Here is a 15805-nt window from a genome sequence, read left to right as displayed (position 1 = left end):
AGCAGTTTGTTTTTTGGGGGATTAAATATTAAAATGCGTATTTTCCCGATAACCCTTCAAGATCAGTTCATTTAATTTCATTTCATTGATCTCTTTTTGCGTTAAGGTAAGCATCAATGGCGCGCGCGCTTTTCTTGCCTGCGCCCATGGCCAAGATTACAGTAGCAGCGCCAGTGACGATGTCACCGCCTGCAAAAACGCCATCGCGAGAAGTAACGCCCGTTTCTTCATCGGCAACGATATTCCCTTTTTTCGTCAGTTCCAATCCTTCTGTAGAATGCGGCACCAATGGGTTAGGGCCTTGGCCAATGGCGACGACAACAGTGTCAATTGGCATTTCAACGGTATCGCCTTCAATTGGCATTGGTCGCCGTCTGCCGGAAGCATCCGGTTCGCCGAGTTCGAAGCGTTGGAGCGTCATTTTTGTGAGCTGCCCCTTTTCATCACCTTCATAGGCAATTGGACTATGAAGTAGACGAAATTGAACGCCTTCTTCTTCTGCGTGTTCAATTTCTTCATGCCGTGCCGGCATTTCAGCAGCTGAACGCCTGTAAACGATGTAACTTTCTTCTGCGCCTAAGCGAAGCGCAGTTCTCGCGGCATCCATTGCAACATTGCCCGCACCAATGACGGCGACTTTTTTACCGATCTTAATTGGCGTATGGTAGTTCGGAAAATCATAAGCCTTCATAAGATTGGTACGCGTAAGAAACTCATTTGATGAATAGACACCATTTAGATTTTCTCCCGGGATATTCATGAAGTTAGGCAGTCCGGCGCCAGTGCCGATAAAAACGGCATCGAAACCCTCTGTGTCTAGCAGTTCATCAACTAAAACGGTTTTGCCGACAACTGCGTTAACTTCGATTTGGACGCCAAGCGCACGAATGTAATCAATTTCCTGCTGTACAATGGCTTTCGGCAGACGAAATTCTGGTATGCCGTACATGAGGACGCCGCCTGGCGTATGAAGTGCTTCAAATATAGTAACCTGATAGCCCATCTTAGCGAGATCTGCTGCGGCGGTAAGGCCAGCTGGGCCTGAGCCAACAATGGCGACGCGTTCTGATTTCGGTTCGGGTTTTTCAGGTGCTTTGAATGTCTGTGCCATATCCCAGTCTGCTGTATACCGTTCGAGACGTCCAATGGCAACGGATTCGCCTTTAATGCCTAAGACGCATTTTGATTCACATTGCGATTCCTGAGGACATACACGGCCGCATACAGCGGGAAGGTTATTTTTTTGTTTAAGGACGTCGACTGCGCCAGACATATCGTCAGAAACAATGGCGCGAATAAAACCGGGGATATCGACTTCTACTGGACACCCTTTGACACAAAGTGGATTTTTGCAGTCAAGGCATCTTGAAGCTTCTGTTTTGGCCATTTCGGCAGTGTAGCCAAGAGCGACTTCCTTGAAATTATGACTTCTTTCGGCAGGGTCTTGTGCCGGCATGGAGGTTCTAGGCGCTTTTAATGGCATTTCCCGATACCTCCAATCCTGCATTGATGATCGTGCTCTACAGCTTGCAGTTCTTCTGTTTTGTAAACGGATGATCGGCGCATCGCCAGATCAAAGTCGACGAGATGACCATCGAATTCAGGCCCGTCGACGCAAGCGAATTTGGTTTCTGTTCCAATTTGAACCCGGCAGCCACCGCACATGCCGGTGCCGTCAACCATAATTGGATTAAGGCTTACAATCGTCTTAACACCTGAAGGTCGTGTTGTATTGGCAACAGCTTTCATCATAACCATTGGACCGATTGCCCAGACGCGATCTACATTTTCACGATCCATAACAGATTTGAGAACATCTGTGACAAATCCCTTGATTCCGGCACTGCCATCATCTGTTGCGATCAGCAGCTCATCGCTGATTGCCGCCATTTTGTCTTTCCAAAAGAGCAAGTCTTCATTTCTTGCACCAATAATAGAAATGACTTTATTGCCGGCTTCTTTCAGATCACGTGCAATTGGATAGACGGGAGCGATGCCGACGCCGCCGCCGATGCAAACGACGGTACCATAATTTTCAATTTCCGATGCGGTGCCAAGCGGCCCGACGACATCGAGGATAGAATCGCCTGCTTCGAGGGTTTTTAATGCATTTGTAGAGAAACCGACAGCTTGAAAGATCATTGTTATTGTGCCGGCTTCTCGATCGTAATCGGCAATGGTTAACGGAATGCGCTCTGACTGTTCATCAAGTCTGACGATAATGAATTGGCCTGATTTTGCTTTTGCAGCAATTTTCGGCGCTTCGACATCAAACTGGACGACGCTGCTGCCTAAGTTTTCTTTACGAACAATTTTATACAACGTGTGCCTCCTTAGGGTTTAACGAAAAGTTGTTTGCATGTTTATACAAAGGTACAAATCATGCTGAAATCGTGCTATTTGAAGTGCTATAAATGCATCGACTAAGTTGATTGCTTTATATCATATATTAATCATAACCGTGCAGGAGGTCAAGGTTTTGAACACATTTTTTTTACTGGGCGGCATAAGTTATTTACTTAACAAACGAATGTATCAATGCATCAAAAAATACCGGCGTTTTTCAGAAGTTGATTTTAGTGAGACTACGGTTGTCCTGAGCAGATTGGATGATGAAAAATGCCTTTAAAGTGCATCAAAAAAGGCATACAATGCTAATAGATGATATAACGGATGCCTCTTTAATAGGTAATGGGTTATTCGAAGTGAAGTAAAGTTATTGGACTTATTTAAAAAGGGGTGCTGGCGGATGAATAAACGCAAAAATGTCATTGATCGACTAAAAATAGGCAGTTTACAAAAGGGTGCGCATAATTTAATAACGGATGTTGCCGGTGTAGCTGTCGGGCACGTCACAGTGGCATCGAATGATATGCAGACAGGTGTAACCGTTGTCATGCCAACGCCTGATAATGTCTTTGTCAGTAAATGTGTTGCGGCTTCAGAAGTGATCAATGGCTTTGGCAAAACGTTGGGAACGATTCAAATTGAAGAACTAGGCCAATTGGAAAGTCCCATTGCACTGACCAACACACTTAATGTTGGTAAGGTCTCAGACGCACTTGTGGCATACATGCTTGAAGCTTGCGAGCAGGAATCTGTTAGGCTCAAGAGTTTTAATCCAATTGTATGTGAGTGCAACGACAGTTATCTCAATGCAATCGAGAAACGTGTGATAGATGAACAAATGGTGCATCAGGCCATTCGGTCAGCCGCGACAGTTTTTGAAGAGGGGGCTGTAGGGGGTGGCCGCGGCATGAGCTGTCATCAACTCAAAGGGGGAATTGGCTCATCATCAAGGCAGTTTGAACTCGACGGTGAATGTTATACAGTGGGCGTATTGGTACAGGCGAATTATGGCAGGATGGAAGACTTGATGGTCGCTGGGGTTCCCATTGGAAGCAAGTTGCGACATGCCATTGATGCACAGCATGGCATAAAATCAGAGAATGCTTCTGATCATTCGATCGACAAAGGTTCAATTATTATTATTGTCGCAACCGATTTGCCTGTAAGTCATCGGCAGTTAAAGCGTATGCTTCGGCGAACGACAGTAGGCATTGCACGGGTTGGCGGCTATATTGGGAACGGCAGCGGTGAGATTGCCATCGGTTTCTCAACAGCTAATCGCATCCCGCATGAACCGGAGTCTTCTGTTATAACCGTCAAAATGCTTTCTGAAACGAAGATGGATATGCCTTTCCGAGCAGTTGCAGAAGCAACTGAGGAAGCGGTTTTGCATGCTTTGATTTATGCCGACACTGTGGTTGGCGTCGAAGCACATTATCGGGAGGGGCTATTGGAGGCGCTCAAAAAGTATGAAATCGAAGGGCTTGCGTGATAAATTTAATCCAATGATCTCATAAAGGCGGCGCTGATGCGTTCGTCTTTTTTTAGATGCATGAGCGTTCGGCAAAGCTGGAAGTTGTCGGTTGATTGTTTTATAAAATCCAAATCAGAAATTAAACAGTGGAAAAGTGAAAAGTAAAAAGTGAATTAATCTATTAGCGTCTTGTGCAATGAATTCTTTCATGTTATAGTAAAAGTGTCCCGAAAAACGGTTATTACGAACCGAAATACGGTACGACAAATTGAACAGGAGTGATTATGGTAGAACAAAAAATCAGTGTACATCAATGGGTAGCATTTTTGTGGGGAATAATCTTATTGAGCCTTGGCGTTGTCGTTGCAGTCAAAGCAAATTATGGTGTTACAGTTGCAACATCCCCAGCGTATGTCTTATCGCTTCACTTTTCGGACATTTCACTGGGAACATTTAATTACATGATTCAAGGCGTTGTCTTTATATTAATGATTCTAATGCTTCAAACGTTGAAATGGAAACACGTTTTTTCCTTTATTACAAATGTCCTGTTCGGCTATTGCATTGATCTCTTTGTCCTGATGCTGCAGCATATGACATTTGAGACACATGTTCAGCGCGTCATTGGTTTTATTTGTTCCATCTTGTTAATCGGGTTTGCGCTTGCCTTTTTTATTCGCAGTGAAATGCCGATGCTGCCGTTTGACATGTTTGTCAGAGAGCTGTCTGCAAAGATTGAAAAACGTATTGGCATTGTCAAAACGGCTTTTGACTTGACGCTGGCGCTTTGTTCACTCGTGATGAGTCTGATGTTTTTTGGCGGCGTTAGAGGTATTTACTTCGGAACACTGTTGTCGGCGCTGACGATTGGAACTGCCATTGATATGGCGCTTCATATCTTAGACAAACGCATTCACTTTGGTGATGCGAAAGTAGGTCGTGTTAAATCCAAATTGGATGAGACAATCATATCATTTAGGAGGACTTGATGAAAAAGCTATTAACCGGCAATGAAAGTATTGCACGTGGTGCCTATGAAGCCGGCGTGCACTTTGCTGCGGCATATCCGGGTACGCCAAGCACTGAAATTATGGAGAATATTGCGCAATATGAAGCAATCACTTCTGAATGGGCACCTAATGAAAAAGTAGCATTGGAAGCGGTGATTGGCGCTTCGATTGCAGGTGCACGCTCAATGGCATCAATGAAACACGTTGGCGTCAACGTTGCTGCGGATCCATTAATGACATTTGCCTATACGGGTGTTAACGGCGGGATGGTGCTGATTACGGCTGATGAGCCTGGAATGCACTCATCACAAAATGAGCAGGATAATCGGAATTATGCAAAATTTGCTAAAATTCCACTGTTGGAGCCTGCTAGCAGTCAGGAATGCAAGGATATGCTCATTGAAGCTTTTGAAATCAGTGAAACTTTTGATGCGCCCGTGATGATTCGCATGACAACTCGCGTCTGTCACTCAAAAGGACTTGTCGAGTGTTATGATCGTAATGAAAAGGCAATAAAGCCTTATACGAAACATATGTCAAAATATCATCCTATACCAAAACATGCACGTGGCATGCGTGTTCGTGCTGAAGAACGCTTGGAAAAGCTGAGGGTGTTTTCAGAAACGACACCGCTTAATCAGATGATTCTAAATAATTCGGAGATTGGTGTCATTACGTCAGGCGTTTCTTATCAATATGCTCGTGAAGTGTTTGGTGATACGGCTTCTTATTTAAAGCTCGGTTTTACAAATCCGATGCCTGCCGCTAAGATTGCTGCATTTGCAAAAGAAGTTAAGACAATTTATATTATCGAAGAAAATGATCCCATTATTGAAGAATTCGTTGAGCGTCTTGGTATTGCTTGTAAAGGTAAAGAAGTTTTCCCCAAAATGGGTGAAATGACACCGGATGTTATTCGTAAATCATTGGGACAGCCTTCGTTTGATACCATTGATTTTGAAGACTTAACCGTGCCGCGTCCCCCTGCATTTTGTGCTGGGTGTCCGCATAGAGGTTTTTTCTATGAGCTTGGCAAATTAAAAAATGTTGTCATTTCAGGTGATATTGGTTGTTATGCACTGGGTTTTGATGAACCGTATAATGCAACTGACTTCAGTATCTGTATGGGTGCCAGCATTAGTATGGGACATGGTGCTCAGACGATTTTTAACAAACTTGGTGCAGAGGCACCACGCGTCATTTCCGTATTAGGCGATTCGACGTTTTTCCATACGGGAATTAACTCAGTGATTGAAGTACTTTACAATAAAGGCAACAGTATCAATGTTATTTTGGACAATCGCGTGACGGCGATGACGGGTCATCAGGAGAATCCAGGTTCTGGGTATACGATTCAAGGGGAACACATTGGTGAAATGGCCATTGAGCCGATTTTAAAAACCCTTGGGGCTAAGCGCGTCCGTCAAATTGATCCCAATAATTTGAAAGAAGTTAAAGAGACACTGAATTGGGCGCTTGAGTCTGATGAAGCCTCTTTTATTATCACGAGATGGCCATGTGCACTTAAACGCTTTACAGAAGCAGACCGAGAAGAATTTAAAGATGCTTTTACAGCGCATTGTACGGTTAAGACAGAGAAATGTATTGGCTGTAAAAAGTGTTTGGGTGTCGGGTGTCCTGCGATAAGCTTTAATCAGGAAACGAAGAAGACGACTATTGATCCGAATGTCTGTGTCGGATGTGAGGTATGTCTGCAAGTTTGTCCGGTGAAAGCGATTGAAAAGGAGGCAGCACAATGACAAAAAATATTTTACTAGTTGGCGTTGGCGGTCAGGGAACTATTCTGGCAAGCAAGCTGCTGACAATTGGCTTAATGAAATCCGGCTATGATGTGAAAATGAGTGAAATACATGGCATGAGTCAGCGTGGCGGCTCTGTATCGTCACAAGTTCGTTTTGGCGATAACGTTGCATCGCCGGTGATTGAAGCTGGCAGTGCCGATATTCTCGTCGCTTTTGAAAAAATGGAAGCTATGCGATGGATGCCGTATCTTAAAAAAGACGGTAAATTGATTGTCAATGACTTTGAGATTAATCCGATGCCGGTATTAACTGGAAGGGCGCAGTACAGCTCCGACATTAAATCAGTCCTCACTGATGCAACAAAGACAGATTTTGTTGATGCTTCAAGTGCAGCAATGACCATTGGTAATCCAAAAGTGATGAATATCATTCTCCTTGGCGCATTGGTTAAAGCGATGGGACTCGAAGCGATTGATTGGCATGCTATTATTGCATCTGAAGTCAAGCCTAAATTTATTGAACTCAATAAGCGGGCATTTGATCAGGGAATGCAAATGATTTCATAAAGGACTGCTTTGTCTCGTGCATCTTTTAAAGAGAGATGTGTATAAAATAAGATGAAAGCCTGCGGCAGCACTTAAACAGTGCTAACGCAGGCTTGTTTGATTCGATTATAAATGATTCGGAAATGGTTACAAAGGCTTTAAAAAATAGATAGTTTTTGTCACACACTTTAGCTCAATGTGTTACAGCCGTTCTCGAATACGCTCAATACTCTGTCTGAGTTCGGCTTTGACTTCTGTCATTTTCTCAAGCATTTTCGGTTTATAGCCTGAAAGACTGATGCTGCAAAGAAAATCGCCATTTTTTGAAACAACGGGCATTGCGACGCAGAAAAGCCCCGGCGAGAGTTCCTCATCGTCATAGGCGACGTGTTCGTGTTTGACGCGTTCGACGGCTTCCAGAAAACGATCTTTGTCAACGATGGTGTGTTCCGTGACGGCATTGAAAAGAATTTGTTCTAAAAGACTCTCCTTGTTTTCAGTATAGGCGAAGAGTACTTTGCCGGAAGCTGAGCAGTGTAGGGATTTATGATCGCCGACATTGGGGACGAGACTCATTGTGGAATTTGATTCACGTTTAAAAATGGTGACACTCATGTTCCTTTCGCGAACGGAAATCGTAACTGAGAATCCTGAGCGAACGGAAAGCGCCTCGACTTCGTCACCGCAGACTGCGAGAATATTGCGGTAAAGATCCGTACGTTCGCCTAAAAAAAATACTTTGTTGGCAAGTGCGTACTGATAGTCCTCTTTGGTTCGGATCACATAGTCTGTACTTTCCAGCGTAGACATAATGCGATTGACGGCACTTTTTGAATAGCCGGTCAGCTGCATGATGTCCTTTATGGTTAGTCGATCTCGCCTGAGAAAAAGGTCGAGAACCGTTAATGCTTTTCGAAGGGAATTGTTTTCTTCTTTCATAAGTACCTCACATGGTAAAGACTGGTATAATGCATGTTAATATTTTCATTATAGCTTATGCACGGCATGCATGCAAAGTCATTTTGACCCTTTAGAGCATTTCTGGTATAATCTACGCGTAATCATTGATGACATCACTGAGAAAGCGAGGTAACGTTGAAGCCTTTAATTGATTTACACACGCATACGGTTGCCAGCACACATGCCTATAGCACCCTAAACGAAAATATCGTTAATGCACAGGCAGCCGGATTAAGCATACTTGGTGTTTCCGACCATGCGCCATCATTGCCGAATACTACTTGTCCGGCTTATTTTGCAAACTTGAGAGTTTTGCCGAAAGCTTATGGTGCGCTGACGCTCTTAAAGGGCGTCGAACTAAATATCTTGAGTTCACATGGCGATATTGACTTATCGGAAGATTTACTCGGTACGCTGGATTATGCAATTGCAAGCATCCATCTGCCCTGTTACAGCAAGAGCAATCAGACTGGCAATACAGAAGCGCTCATTCGCGCCATGGATCATCAGAAGGTTATTATGATTGGACATCCTGATGACAGCCGTTTTCCGGTCGACTACGAGCCGCTCGTACTGGCGGCAAAGGAAAAGGGCGTACTGCTGGAAGTTAACAATAGCTCGCTGGGGCCCAATGCTTTTAGAGTGGGTGCTTATGAAAATGTCAAAGTGATGCTGACACTTTGCAAAAAATATGAAGTGCCTGTAATGATGAGTTCCGATGCCCATTACAATATGGATATTGCGCGTTTTGATTATGCGCTGTCTGTCGTTGCAGAGGTTGATTTTCCAGAAGCGCTGATTATGAATTACGACGCAGAAGCTTTTCGCCAATATTTAACAGCGCGGATGCAGCCGCGCTGATAGGAAAATATTTAAACTAAAGGTTGCTGAATAAAGTTCGAGACAATGGTAATGGATGACATGAGAGAATCTTGGGCGAACATGCTGTTCCATATTTCATTTAGTGCATTAAAGCGATTTGAATTTGATTAGAAACTGTGTATTGCCGCCATCGTTACTCGTACAGTTTATTTTCCCGCCGTGTCGTTCGACGATGGCTTTGGCAATTGAAAGACCAAGGCCATAACTGCCGTTCTGTCGAGAACGGCCTTTGTCCGCGCGGTAAAAGCGATCAAAAATATAGGGCAAATCCTCGGGGGAGATTCCCATGCCGGTGTTGGTGATCTCAATTTGAATCGTGTGTGCAATTTGTTTGAGCTGCAAAGCTATTTGCCCTTTTGGCGGAGTATATTTAATGGCATTGTCCATTAAAATGATGATGATCTGAGCGATTTGCTCGGCGTTGCCTTGCATCATGAGACCAGGTTCAAGCGCGTATTGCAGAATAATGTCTTTTTCAAAGGCGACCACCTCTAAACCGAGCATTTGCTTTTCAATACAATCGCTGATATCAAAAGGCGAGTGCATAAGCTGTTGGCTCTCATCATCGCTCATTTGCGTCAGATAGAGCAAATCTCTGGTGAGATTGCTCATACGCTGAACTTCGCTTTGAATATAGCCAAGCCATTTCTGATCTTCCTCGTGAAGATCTTTTTTATTTTGAAGCAGGACATCGACGTTGGTCTGAATGACGGCAAGCGGTGTTTTGAGCTCGTGTGAAGCGTCGGAAATGAATTGACGCTGCTTGTCGAAAGCGTCCTTAATGGGTTGAATAGAGCGTTTGGTAAGAAATAGACTAATGAAATAAATAAAAATAAAGGTCATGACGAATACGGCGATAAAAGTATACATAAGCCGATCGAGCATACTTTGTTGTGCTGTAATGTCGATAAATGCATATAGTTTATCACTGCCGCGGTTGACGACGAGATATGCCCACGCATTGCCCTCCAGTGAAAAAATCCCTGTTTCCTTTTGTTGATTGTCAGCAGCCGCCAAAGCATTTTCATAAAATGCATCTTCTGCATCGAAAAAGGAATTTTTTGACAGCATCTGACGGTCGCCATCAGTCAGAATGGTAAAAGAAACGGTGCGCTCAGGGTATTTTTCATTGACGGAGTGTGTTTCTGTATTTTCAAGGGATCGCAGATCTGTTTGCGGTTTACTGTCTTCAGGCGGCTGACCGCGATGGAATGATGCGACTCGCGTCAAATCGTTGGCGATGGCAACCTGCATTTTATTGTAAGTAATCAAATAGATGGATGCAAAGACGATAAACATAAGGACTGTGATAATGCTGAGGTTCATGAGCATCATGCGTATTTTTAATTTTCTGAACACGGGATTTTCACCTCCAGCGAATAGCCGACACCGCGTGTTGTCGTGATGACGACGTGCGCATCAAGGTATAGGAGTTTTTTGCGTAAAAATGAAATATAAACTTCGACGTTGTTGTGCTCTGCTTCGGAGTCGTAACCCCACAGTTTTTCGATGATGAGTTCTTTAGAGGCGATTAGTCCTTTTCTTAAAATAAGGAATGCCAATAGTTCACTTTCGCGAAGCGTCAGTTTTATTTCTTTGTGGTTTGTACTGAGCAGCAGCGTTTCAGTATTTAAGATGATGTCGCCGAAACACATGGCATCGCTGGAGACAATCTCGCCTTTGCGTCTGGAGAGGGCGCGTATTCTGGCGAGCAGTTCTTCTGTGGCAAATGGTTTTGGCAGATAATCATCGGCACCACTGTCAAGTCCTTTGACGCGGTCGGTGATTTCACCTTTGGCCGTTAACATCAAGACAGGTGTTTCGATACTTTCGGCGCGAAGTGTTCTAAGGACTTCGAGACCATTCATTTCAGGGAGCATTATATCAAGAATGATTAGATCATAGATGTCGCTGAGTGCGTTGTCGAGTCCGGCAACGCCATTGTGTACCATATCAACGGTATATTTTTGTTTTTTAAGGATCTGCGAAATGGCCTCTGCTAGATGTCGTTCATCTTCAACCAGTAAAATTCTCATGGTTTCCTCCTGCCTGCGGCGACGGATATGGTTTGTTTGCCTTCATTATAGCATAGAATATAACACAAGATGCTTTAATGAAACTTAAAAGCTAACCTCTGGCAAAGCATTTGGCTTTAAGGTTTGTTTAAGTTAGGCTGACTATAATGAAGGCAAAGCAAACGCCTTGCAGCAATGGGCAAACGCACTATGCGGCAAGTATGCGTTAAACCAGGAGGGATATACCATGGCAATTGAGGTTTTCAACAGATATGAAAAAAAATGTCTGATCTCGGAGGAAGCCTATCGTCAAATGCTGACATTGATACAGCCATATATGATGATGGATGCGTATCAGCAGTCAAACGGTTTTTACACGATCAGCAATCTTTATTATGATACACCACAGGATGAGTTGATTATAAGATCGCTAGAAAAGCCGATCTATAAAGAGAAGCTGAGACTAAGAGCATATGGCGTACCGAAAGCAGACGATCACATTTATTTAGAGATTAAAAAGAAATATAAAGGGTTGGTGAATAAACGCCGAACCGATATGGTGCTGACAGAAGCTCAGCGGTACTTGAAGGAAAAGAGGCTGCCGGAACCAAGGCCTCACCACAATCGGCAAGTGCTTTATGAAATACAATATCTGATTGACAGATGTCACTTAGAGCCAGCGGTGTATATTGCCTATGACAGAAGTGCTTATTTTGGTGATGGATTGCGCATAACCTTTGATTCGAATATACGGACGAGGCGCCACGCGCTACAGCTCGAGGCGGGTGATTTTGGCGAGCAATTGCTTGAACGAGGTTGGTGGCTGATGGAAATTAAAGCTGAAAATGCCATGCCGCTTTGGTTAGCGCATGCGCTGTCGGCAATGAAAATATTCCCAGTGAGTTTTTCAAAATATGGCAAGGCGCATCAATTGAAAATGCAGAAGGAGGTAAACCAGTATGCTTGATTCGATCTTTACCGGCACGACAAGTGTTGAGATTGCATTTATAGATGTGATGATGACCATTGTAATTGCGTTTGCCGTCGGGGGACTCATCAGCGGTACATACCGCAAGACACAGCAAAATGGCCGTATATCACAAAGTTTTGCATTAACCATGATACTGCTGCCCGCTGTCATTGCCATTATTATTATGCTGATTGGCAGTGATATTGCTAAAGCATTTAGCCTTGCAGGGGCTTTTTCAATTATTCGTTTTAGAAGTGCACCTGGTGATCCAAAGGACATTGCCTATGTGCTGTTTGCCATGGCAGCAGGATTAGCTGTCGGCGTCGGTGCCTACCTGTACGCACTTCTCTTCAGCGCCGTTCTCTGCCTCGGCATGTATCTTCTCAGTCGCACGCGACTCGGCGGGAAGTCGGAAGTATTAAGACAGCTTCAAATAACAGTGCCGGAAGATCTTGACTTTGAAAACGCCTTTGAAGATATTTTGAAAAACTATACGGTGCAATATACGCTAAAGCGTGTTAAAACAACCAATATGGGCAGTTTGTATCAACTGACATACGATGTGGCGCTAGATGAAAATACAAGTACAAAAGCGTTGATTGATTCGTTGAGATGTCGAAATGGCAATTTGAACATTAGTCTAATGCTCGCCGCTGAACAGGTGAGTTTTTCATGACTTGCTGAGGATGCTTTACAGTATTGTTATCGCCTGCCAGTGCAAGTGTAATTGATTAAAAAGATAAATAATCTAAGTGTTGTTAAGGTTAACGCGGATCAGGATGATCCCAGAATATAAATTTGGATTTCGGTCAGATAGAGATTTGGATCACTGGCGATGAAATGATCTATCAATACGCGTTCCAATGCGTAATCTGCTAAGAGAAGATGATTTGCTTCGGCATAGGCGCTTATCGCTTTCAGCTGTTCGGGGGCGGACTGATGGTCACCTCTAAAGACAACGGTAAGCCAACTGCCGCCCGGCAGTGTTTCACGCATGGGTGTTTCGCCAAAATAGGCATCGTCAGCAAAGAGATATAGCCCTGTAAATTGTGTAGCGTGCCGATGGTCAACGATGCGAAGGTCGACAAAAAACCCGATGTCGCCAATGAAGAGGCTCGGCGGTAGGTCGGCTTCTCGCTCAAAATCAAGCATGGCAATTTCCCAGTCTAAGGGTTCGTTAATGGACCTTCGAATGGTGAGGACATCGCGTGGCGGCAATTCAAGCAGCGTTATATTGCCGATTGCAGGAAGATGGTGTATGTAAGCGATGGACTGCATGCGTTTTTCAAGTCTGGATGCAAGGACTGTCAGCGCGCTAATGGTTTCACGCGTTTGGTGTAGCTGACGTTCCAGAATACGTGAATAATCAGAGAGGTTGCGATTGTTTAGATGCTGTTTGATTTCGGCAATTGGCACGTTGAGATGTCTAAGATACATGATGAGCCTAAGTTCTTCGATTTTTTCAAGTGTGTAGTAATGGTAACCGTTTTGCGGATCGACGCCACTTGGAGCGAAGAGTCCGATCTGATGGTAATAACGGATGCGCCTTGGCGGCATCCCTACAATATCGGCAATTTCTTTAACGGTCAACTGTATTTTCATAATGCCCCCATATTAAAAATGCAGATTCACTCATATGAAAGTGTGGCTTCGCTTAGAATAGTGATTTTGTTGCCTTATGTTGATTATAACATGAAATGAATTGACCTTACACTAGATGTAAGGTTTAGAATAGGGATAAATGATTGGAGGCAAATATGAAATATACAGTTGATTCATGGGTATTTGAACATATTCCCAACGTTCGGTTCGGTATTATTGTTGCGAAGGGTCTAAAAAATTCGCCGACGACAGACGAAGATTCTGCACTGCTCAATGAAAAAGAAACGATGCTCAGACAGCGAATTCCCTCAGACCAGCTTAAACAGCACCCCGATGTGGCGCTTTATCGGGAAGCGCTTCAAAGCGCTGGAATCAACCCCAATAAATTTATGAATTCAGTTGAAGCGATGAGTAAACGCATTGTTAAAGGCGGCAGTTTGCCAAGAATCAATGCACTTGTCGATTTATGCAATGCCGTTGCCATTGGCGAGATGGTTTCGCTCGGTGCACACGATCTGAGAGACATTGATTCGGATTTGGCGGTACGGCTCTCGGAAGAAGGCGACTGTTTTCTGCCATTCGGCGAAACGACATTTGAAACGGTAAAGCCGGGAGAACTCGTTTTCACCAGCGGTAATAAAATTCAAACGCGTCAGTGGCTGTGGCGTCAAAGCGAGCTGGGAAAAATAACGGAAACGAGCACCGATATTTTCTTTCAGCTCGTCGGCTTCGAAGGGGATCATTACGAACAACTGACCAATGCCATGGATGCAGTCATCGCATTGATCGAAAGACGATTTGGCGGCGATTACCAGCGTTTTATGCTGGATGAGGACCATCCGAGTATTGAATTTGATTAATAATTGCAACGCTGTGATGAGAGAAACTTGCGCACAGTATCTGTATGGATACAAACGTGCGCAGTTTTTTTGTTTTTGATATTCAAAACGTTTTGTCGGAAGAGCGTAAAACATTACGCGTTACAAGCCGCTTTTATTGTTGTATAATAACAATTACTTGGAGAAAAGAAATTTTATAGGGGGGCTTATGCAAGACGATCGAGTAGATGCTGCTTATGAAAATGGTCATGAAAATATGAAACGTAAATTGCTGTCTGGCAACTATCAGCGTGTTAAGGCGATTAGTTTGGCAATATGTCTGCTGCAAGGCGCAATCGTGGTCAGTTATCTGTTGGGGGTTGATGAACGGCTGCGCCATATTAAATATATTGGGATGAAGAGTTTATACATAGGATTGGTTCTATTGCTTTTTATTTTTGACAGGCTGATGAAAGATCGTGAGAAAAATGAAGATCATCTGAGACATTTTATTCTGATAGGTTATGTCAACGTCATCGTCATATGGTCTGTTATTAGTACGTTTTTTGCGCAGACGATTACATCGGATATCAGCATTTACATCTTGGTCGTCTTTGGACTCGCTGCGACAGTTCGCATGCGCCCGAGGGCTTCGGCTGTTGTGTACGGCCTTGGCTATGCCGTTTTCTTCTTTGGCATGCCCTATTTTCAGGATAAGCCGTCCTATTTATTATCCCATCGAATGAATGGCCTCATACTCAATGTGATTGCCTTTATGATATCATGGATGTTTTACCGTTATAGTGTGCGGGACGTGCAGCAGCGAGAAATCATTCTTGAACGAAACAGGGAACTTTTGTATCTTTCACAGCACGATGGGCTAACGGGGCTTTATAATCACAGTACAATCCACTTAAAACTCCAAAAGCTGGTAGAAGACAGTCGGCGAAGAGGGACGGTGCTCACGGTTGCGATGCTGGATATTGATGCTTTTAAACATATCAACGATACTTATGGGCATCAGTACGGCGATCAAATGATTAAGGCTCTGGCAACTGAGCTTAAAGATTTTTTTATACCCAAAGTGAGTGTTGGACGTTATGGCGGTGATGAATTCTTACTGATCGGACGCAATATGACAGCAGAGGTACTGAATACACAGCTGATGACATTTCAGCAACAGACAACGGTGGCCTTCAGCTATGGTATTGCGAGCTTTGAAGCGCATTCAGTCATTCAGCTCATTGATGAAGCGGATCGGAATATGTACAAGTGTAAAGTGGAAAAGCGGCTGGCGCTTTCGAGAGAAGCGACACCTTCGGAAATATTTGTACCGTAAATTTTTAGTCATTTAGAAGGAGAAAGACGATTGCGTGTAGAATGAAGTAAATAGGGATGATTGATACATCACGTCAGT

The 15805-nt window shown here is 43.8% G+C and carries 15 protein-coding genes; 9 read left to right on the top strand and 6 right to left on the bottom strand.

Annotation, left to right across the window (positions count from 1 at the left end; genetic code table 11):
• Positions 1–82: 82 nt before the first annotated feature.
• Positions 83–1483 (bottom strand): NADPH-dependent glutamate synthase, encoded by a 1401-nt coding sequence (gene gltA / locus KHM83_RS04610; protein ID WP_213235745.1) that lies wholly within the window; start codon positions 1481–1483, stop codon positions 83–85.
• On the bottom strand, positions 1474–2322 hold the full coding sequence (locus KHM83_RS04605) for a sulfide/dihydroorotate dehydrogenase-like FAD/NAD-binding protein (protein WP_213235744.1): 849 nt from the start codon (positions 2320–2322) through the stop codon (positions 1474–1476). The genes gltA and KHM83_RS04605 overlap by 10 nt, the downstream gene beginning before the upstream one ends.
• Before the next feature lie 427 nt (positions 2323–2749).
• Between KHM83_RS04605 and KHM83_RS04600 the strand changes: the two genes are divergently transcribed.
• The 4 genes from KHM83_RS04600 to KHM83_RS04585 all read left to right on the top strand — a co-directional run bounded on the left by KHM83_RS04600 (position 2750) and on the right by KHM83_RS04585 (position 7162).
• Positions 2750–3841 carry a DmpA family aminopeptidase gene (locus tag KHM83_RS04600; RefSeq protein ID WP_213235743.1) on the top strand — a complete coding sequence of 364 codons (1092 nt, stop codon included), beginning with the start codon at positions 2750–2752 and terminating at the stop codon, positions 3839–3841.
• 266 nt (positions 3842–4107) lie between these two features.
• A complete protein-coding gene (locus KHM83_RS04595) occupies positions 4108–4812 on the top strand; it encodes a YczE/YyaS/YitT family protein (protein WP_213235742.1) in 705 nt (234 codons plus the stop codon).
• Complete coding sequence (gene iorA / locus KHM83_RS04590) at positions 4812–6593, top strand: indolepyruvate ferredoxin oxidoreductase subunit alpha (protein ID WP_213235741.1); 1782 nt, start codon at positions 4812–4814, stop codon at positions 6591–6593. The genes KHM83_RS04595 and iorA overlap by 1 nt, the downstream gene beginning before the upstream one ends.
• Complete coding sequence (locus tag KHM83_RS04585) at positions 6590–7162, top strand: indolepyruvate oxidoreductase subunit beta (protein ID WP_213235740.1); 573 nt, start codon at positions 6590–6592, stop codon at positions 7160–7162. The genes iorA and KHM83_RS04585 overlap by 4 nt, the downstream gene beginning before the upstream one ends.
• Before the next feature lie 180 nt (positions 7163–7342).
• Here KHM83_RS04585 and KHM83_RS04580 read toward each other — a convergent pair whose 3' ends face one another.
• Positions 7343–8080 carry an IclR family transcriptional regulator gene (locus KHM83_RS04580; protein WP_213235739.1) on the bottom strand — a complete coding sequence of 246 codons (738 nt, stop codon included), beginning with the start codon at positions 8078–8080 and terminating at the stop codon, positions 7343–7345.
• Between the two features lie 156 nt (positions 8081–8236).
• On the opposite strand from KHM83_RS04580, the gene KHM83_RS04575 reads away from it, so the two are divergent.
• On the top strand, positions 8237–8962 hold the full coding sequence (locus tag KHM83_RS04575) for a phosphatase (protein WP_213235738.1): 726 nt from the start codon (positions 8237–8239) through the stop codon (positions 8960–8962).
• 108 nt (positions 8963–9070) lie between these two features.
• Here the strand turns inward: KHM83_RS04575 and KHM83_RS19930 are convergent, their stop codons facing one another.
• Both KHM83_RS19930 and KHM83_RS04565 read right to left on the bottom strand, forming a co-directional pair.
• Complete coding sequence (locus tag KHM83_RS19930; protein WP_213235737.1) at positions 9071–10342, bottom strand: sensor histidine kinase; 1272 nt, start codon at positions 10340–10342, stop codon at positions 9071–9073.
• Positions 10327–11019 carry a response regulator transcription factor gene (locus tag KHM83_RS04565; RefSeq protein ID WP_213235736.1) on the bottom strand — a complete coding sequence of 231 codons (693 nt, stop codon included), beginning with the start codon at positions 11017–11019 and terminating at the stop codon, positions 10327–10329. Before KHM83_RS04565 ends, KHM83_RS19930 begins: the two co-directional genes overlap by 16 nt.
• A 226-nt stretch (positions 11020–11245) precedes the next feature.
• On the opposite strand from KHM83_RS04565, the gene KHM83_RS04560 reads away from it, so the two are divergent.
• On the top strand, positions 11246–11965 hold the full coding sequence (locus tag KHM83_RS04560; RefSeq protein ID WP_213235735.1) for a polyphosphate polymerase domain-containing protein: 720 nt from the start codon (positions 11246–11248) through the stop codon (positions 11963–11965).
• Positions 11958–12644, top strand: a complete 687-nt coding sequence (locus KHM83_RS04555; protein WP_213235734.1) for a DUF4956 domain-containing protein — start codon at positions 11958–11960, stop codon at positions 12642–12644. Before KHM83_RS04560 ends, KHM83_RS04555 begins: the two co-directional genes overlap by 8 nt.
• A gap of 98 nt (positions 12645–12742) precedes the next feature.
• Here the strand turns inward: KHM83_RS04555 and KHM83_RS04550 are convergent, their stop codons facing one another.
• Complete coding sequence (locus KHM83_RS04550) at positions 12743–13570, bottom strand: MerR family transcriptional regulator (RefSeq protein WP_213235733.1); 828 nt, start codon at positions 13568–13570, stop codon at positions 12743–12745.
• A gap of 155 nt (positions 13571–13725) precedes the next feature.
• Here KHM83_RS04550 and KHM83_RS04545 point away from each other — a divergent pair, with 155 nt between their 5' ends.
• Entirely contained in the window at positions 13726–14430 is a 705-nt protein-coding gene (locus KHM83_RS04545) for a B3/B4 domain-containing protein (RefSeq protein WP_213235732.1), read from the top strand.
• A gap of 187 nt (positions 14431–14617) precedes the next feature.
• A complete protein-coding gene (locus KHM83_RS04540) occupies positions 14618–15727 on the top strand; it encodes a GGDEF domain-containing protein (RefSeq protein WP_213235731.1) in 1110 nt (369 codons plus the stop codon).
• Positions 15728–15805 lie beyond the last annotated feature (78 nt).

This window comes from Fusibacter paucivorans (genome assembly GCF_018390735.1).
GTDB lineage: Bacteria > Bacillota > Clostridia > Peptostreptococcales > Acidaminobacteraceae > Fusibacter > Fusibacter paucivorans.
The sequence above is the reverse complement of the archived record's forward strand: the minus strand, read 5'-3'. Positions and strand labels throughout refer to the sequence as shown.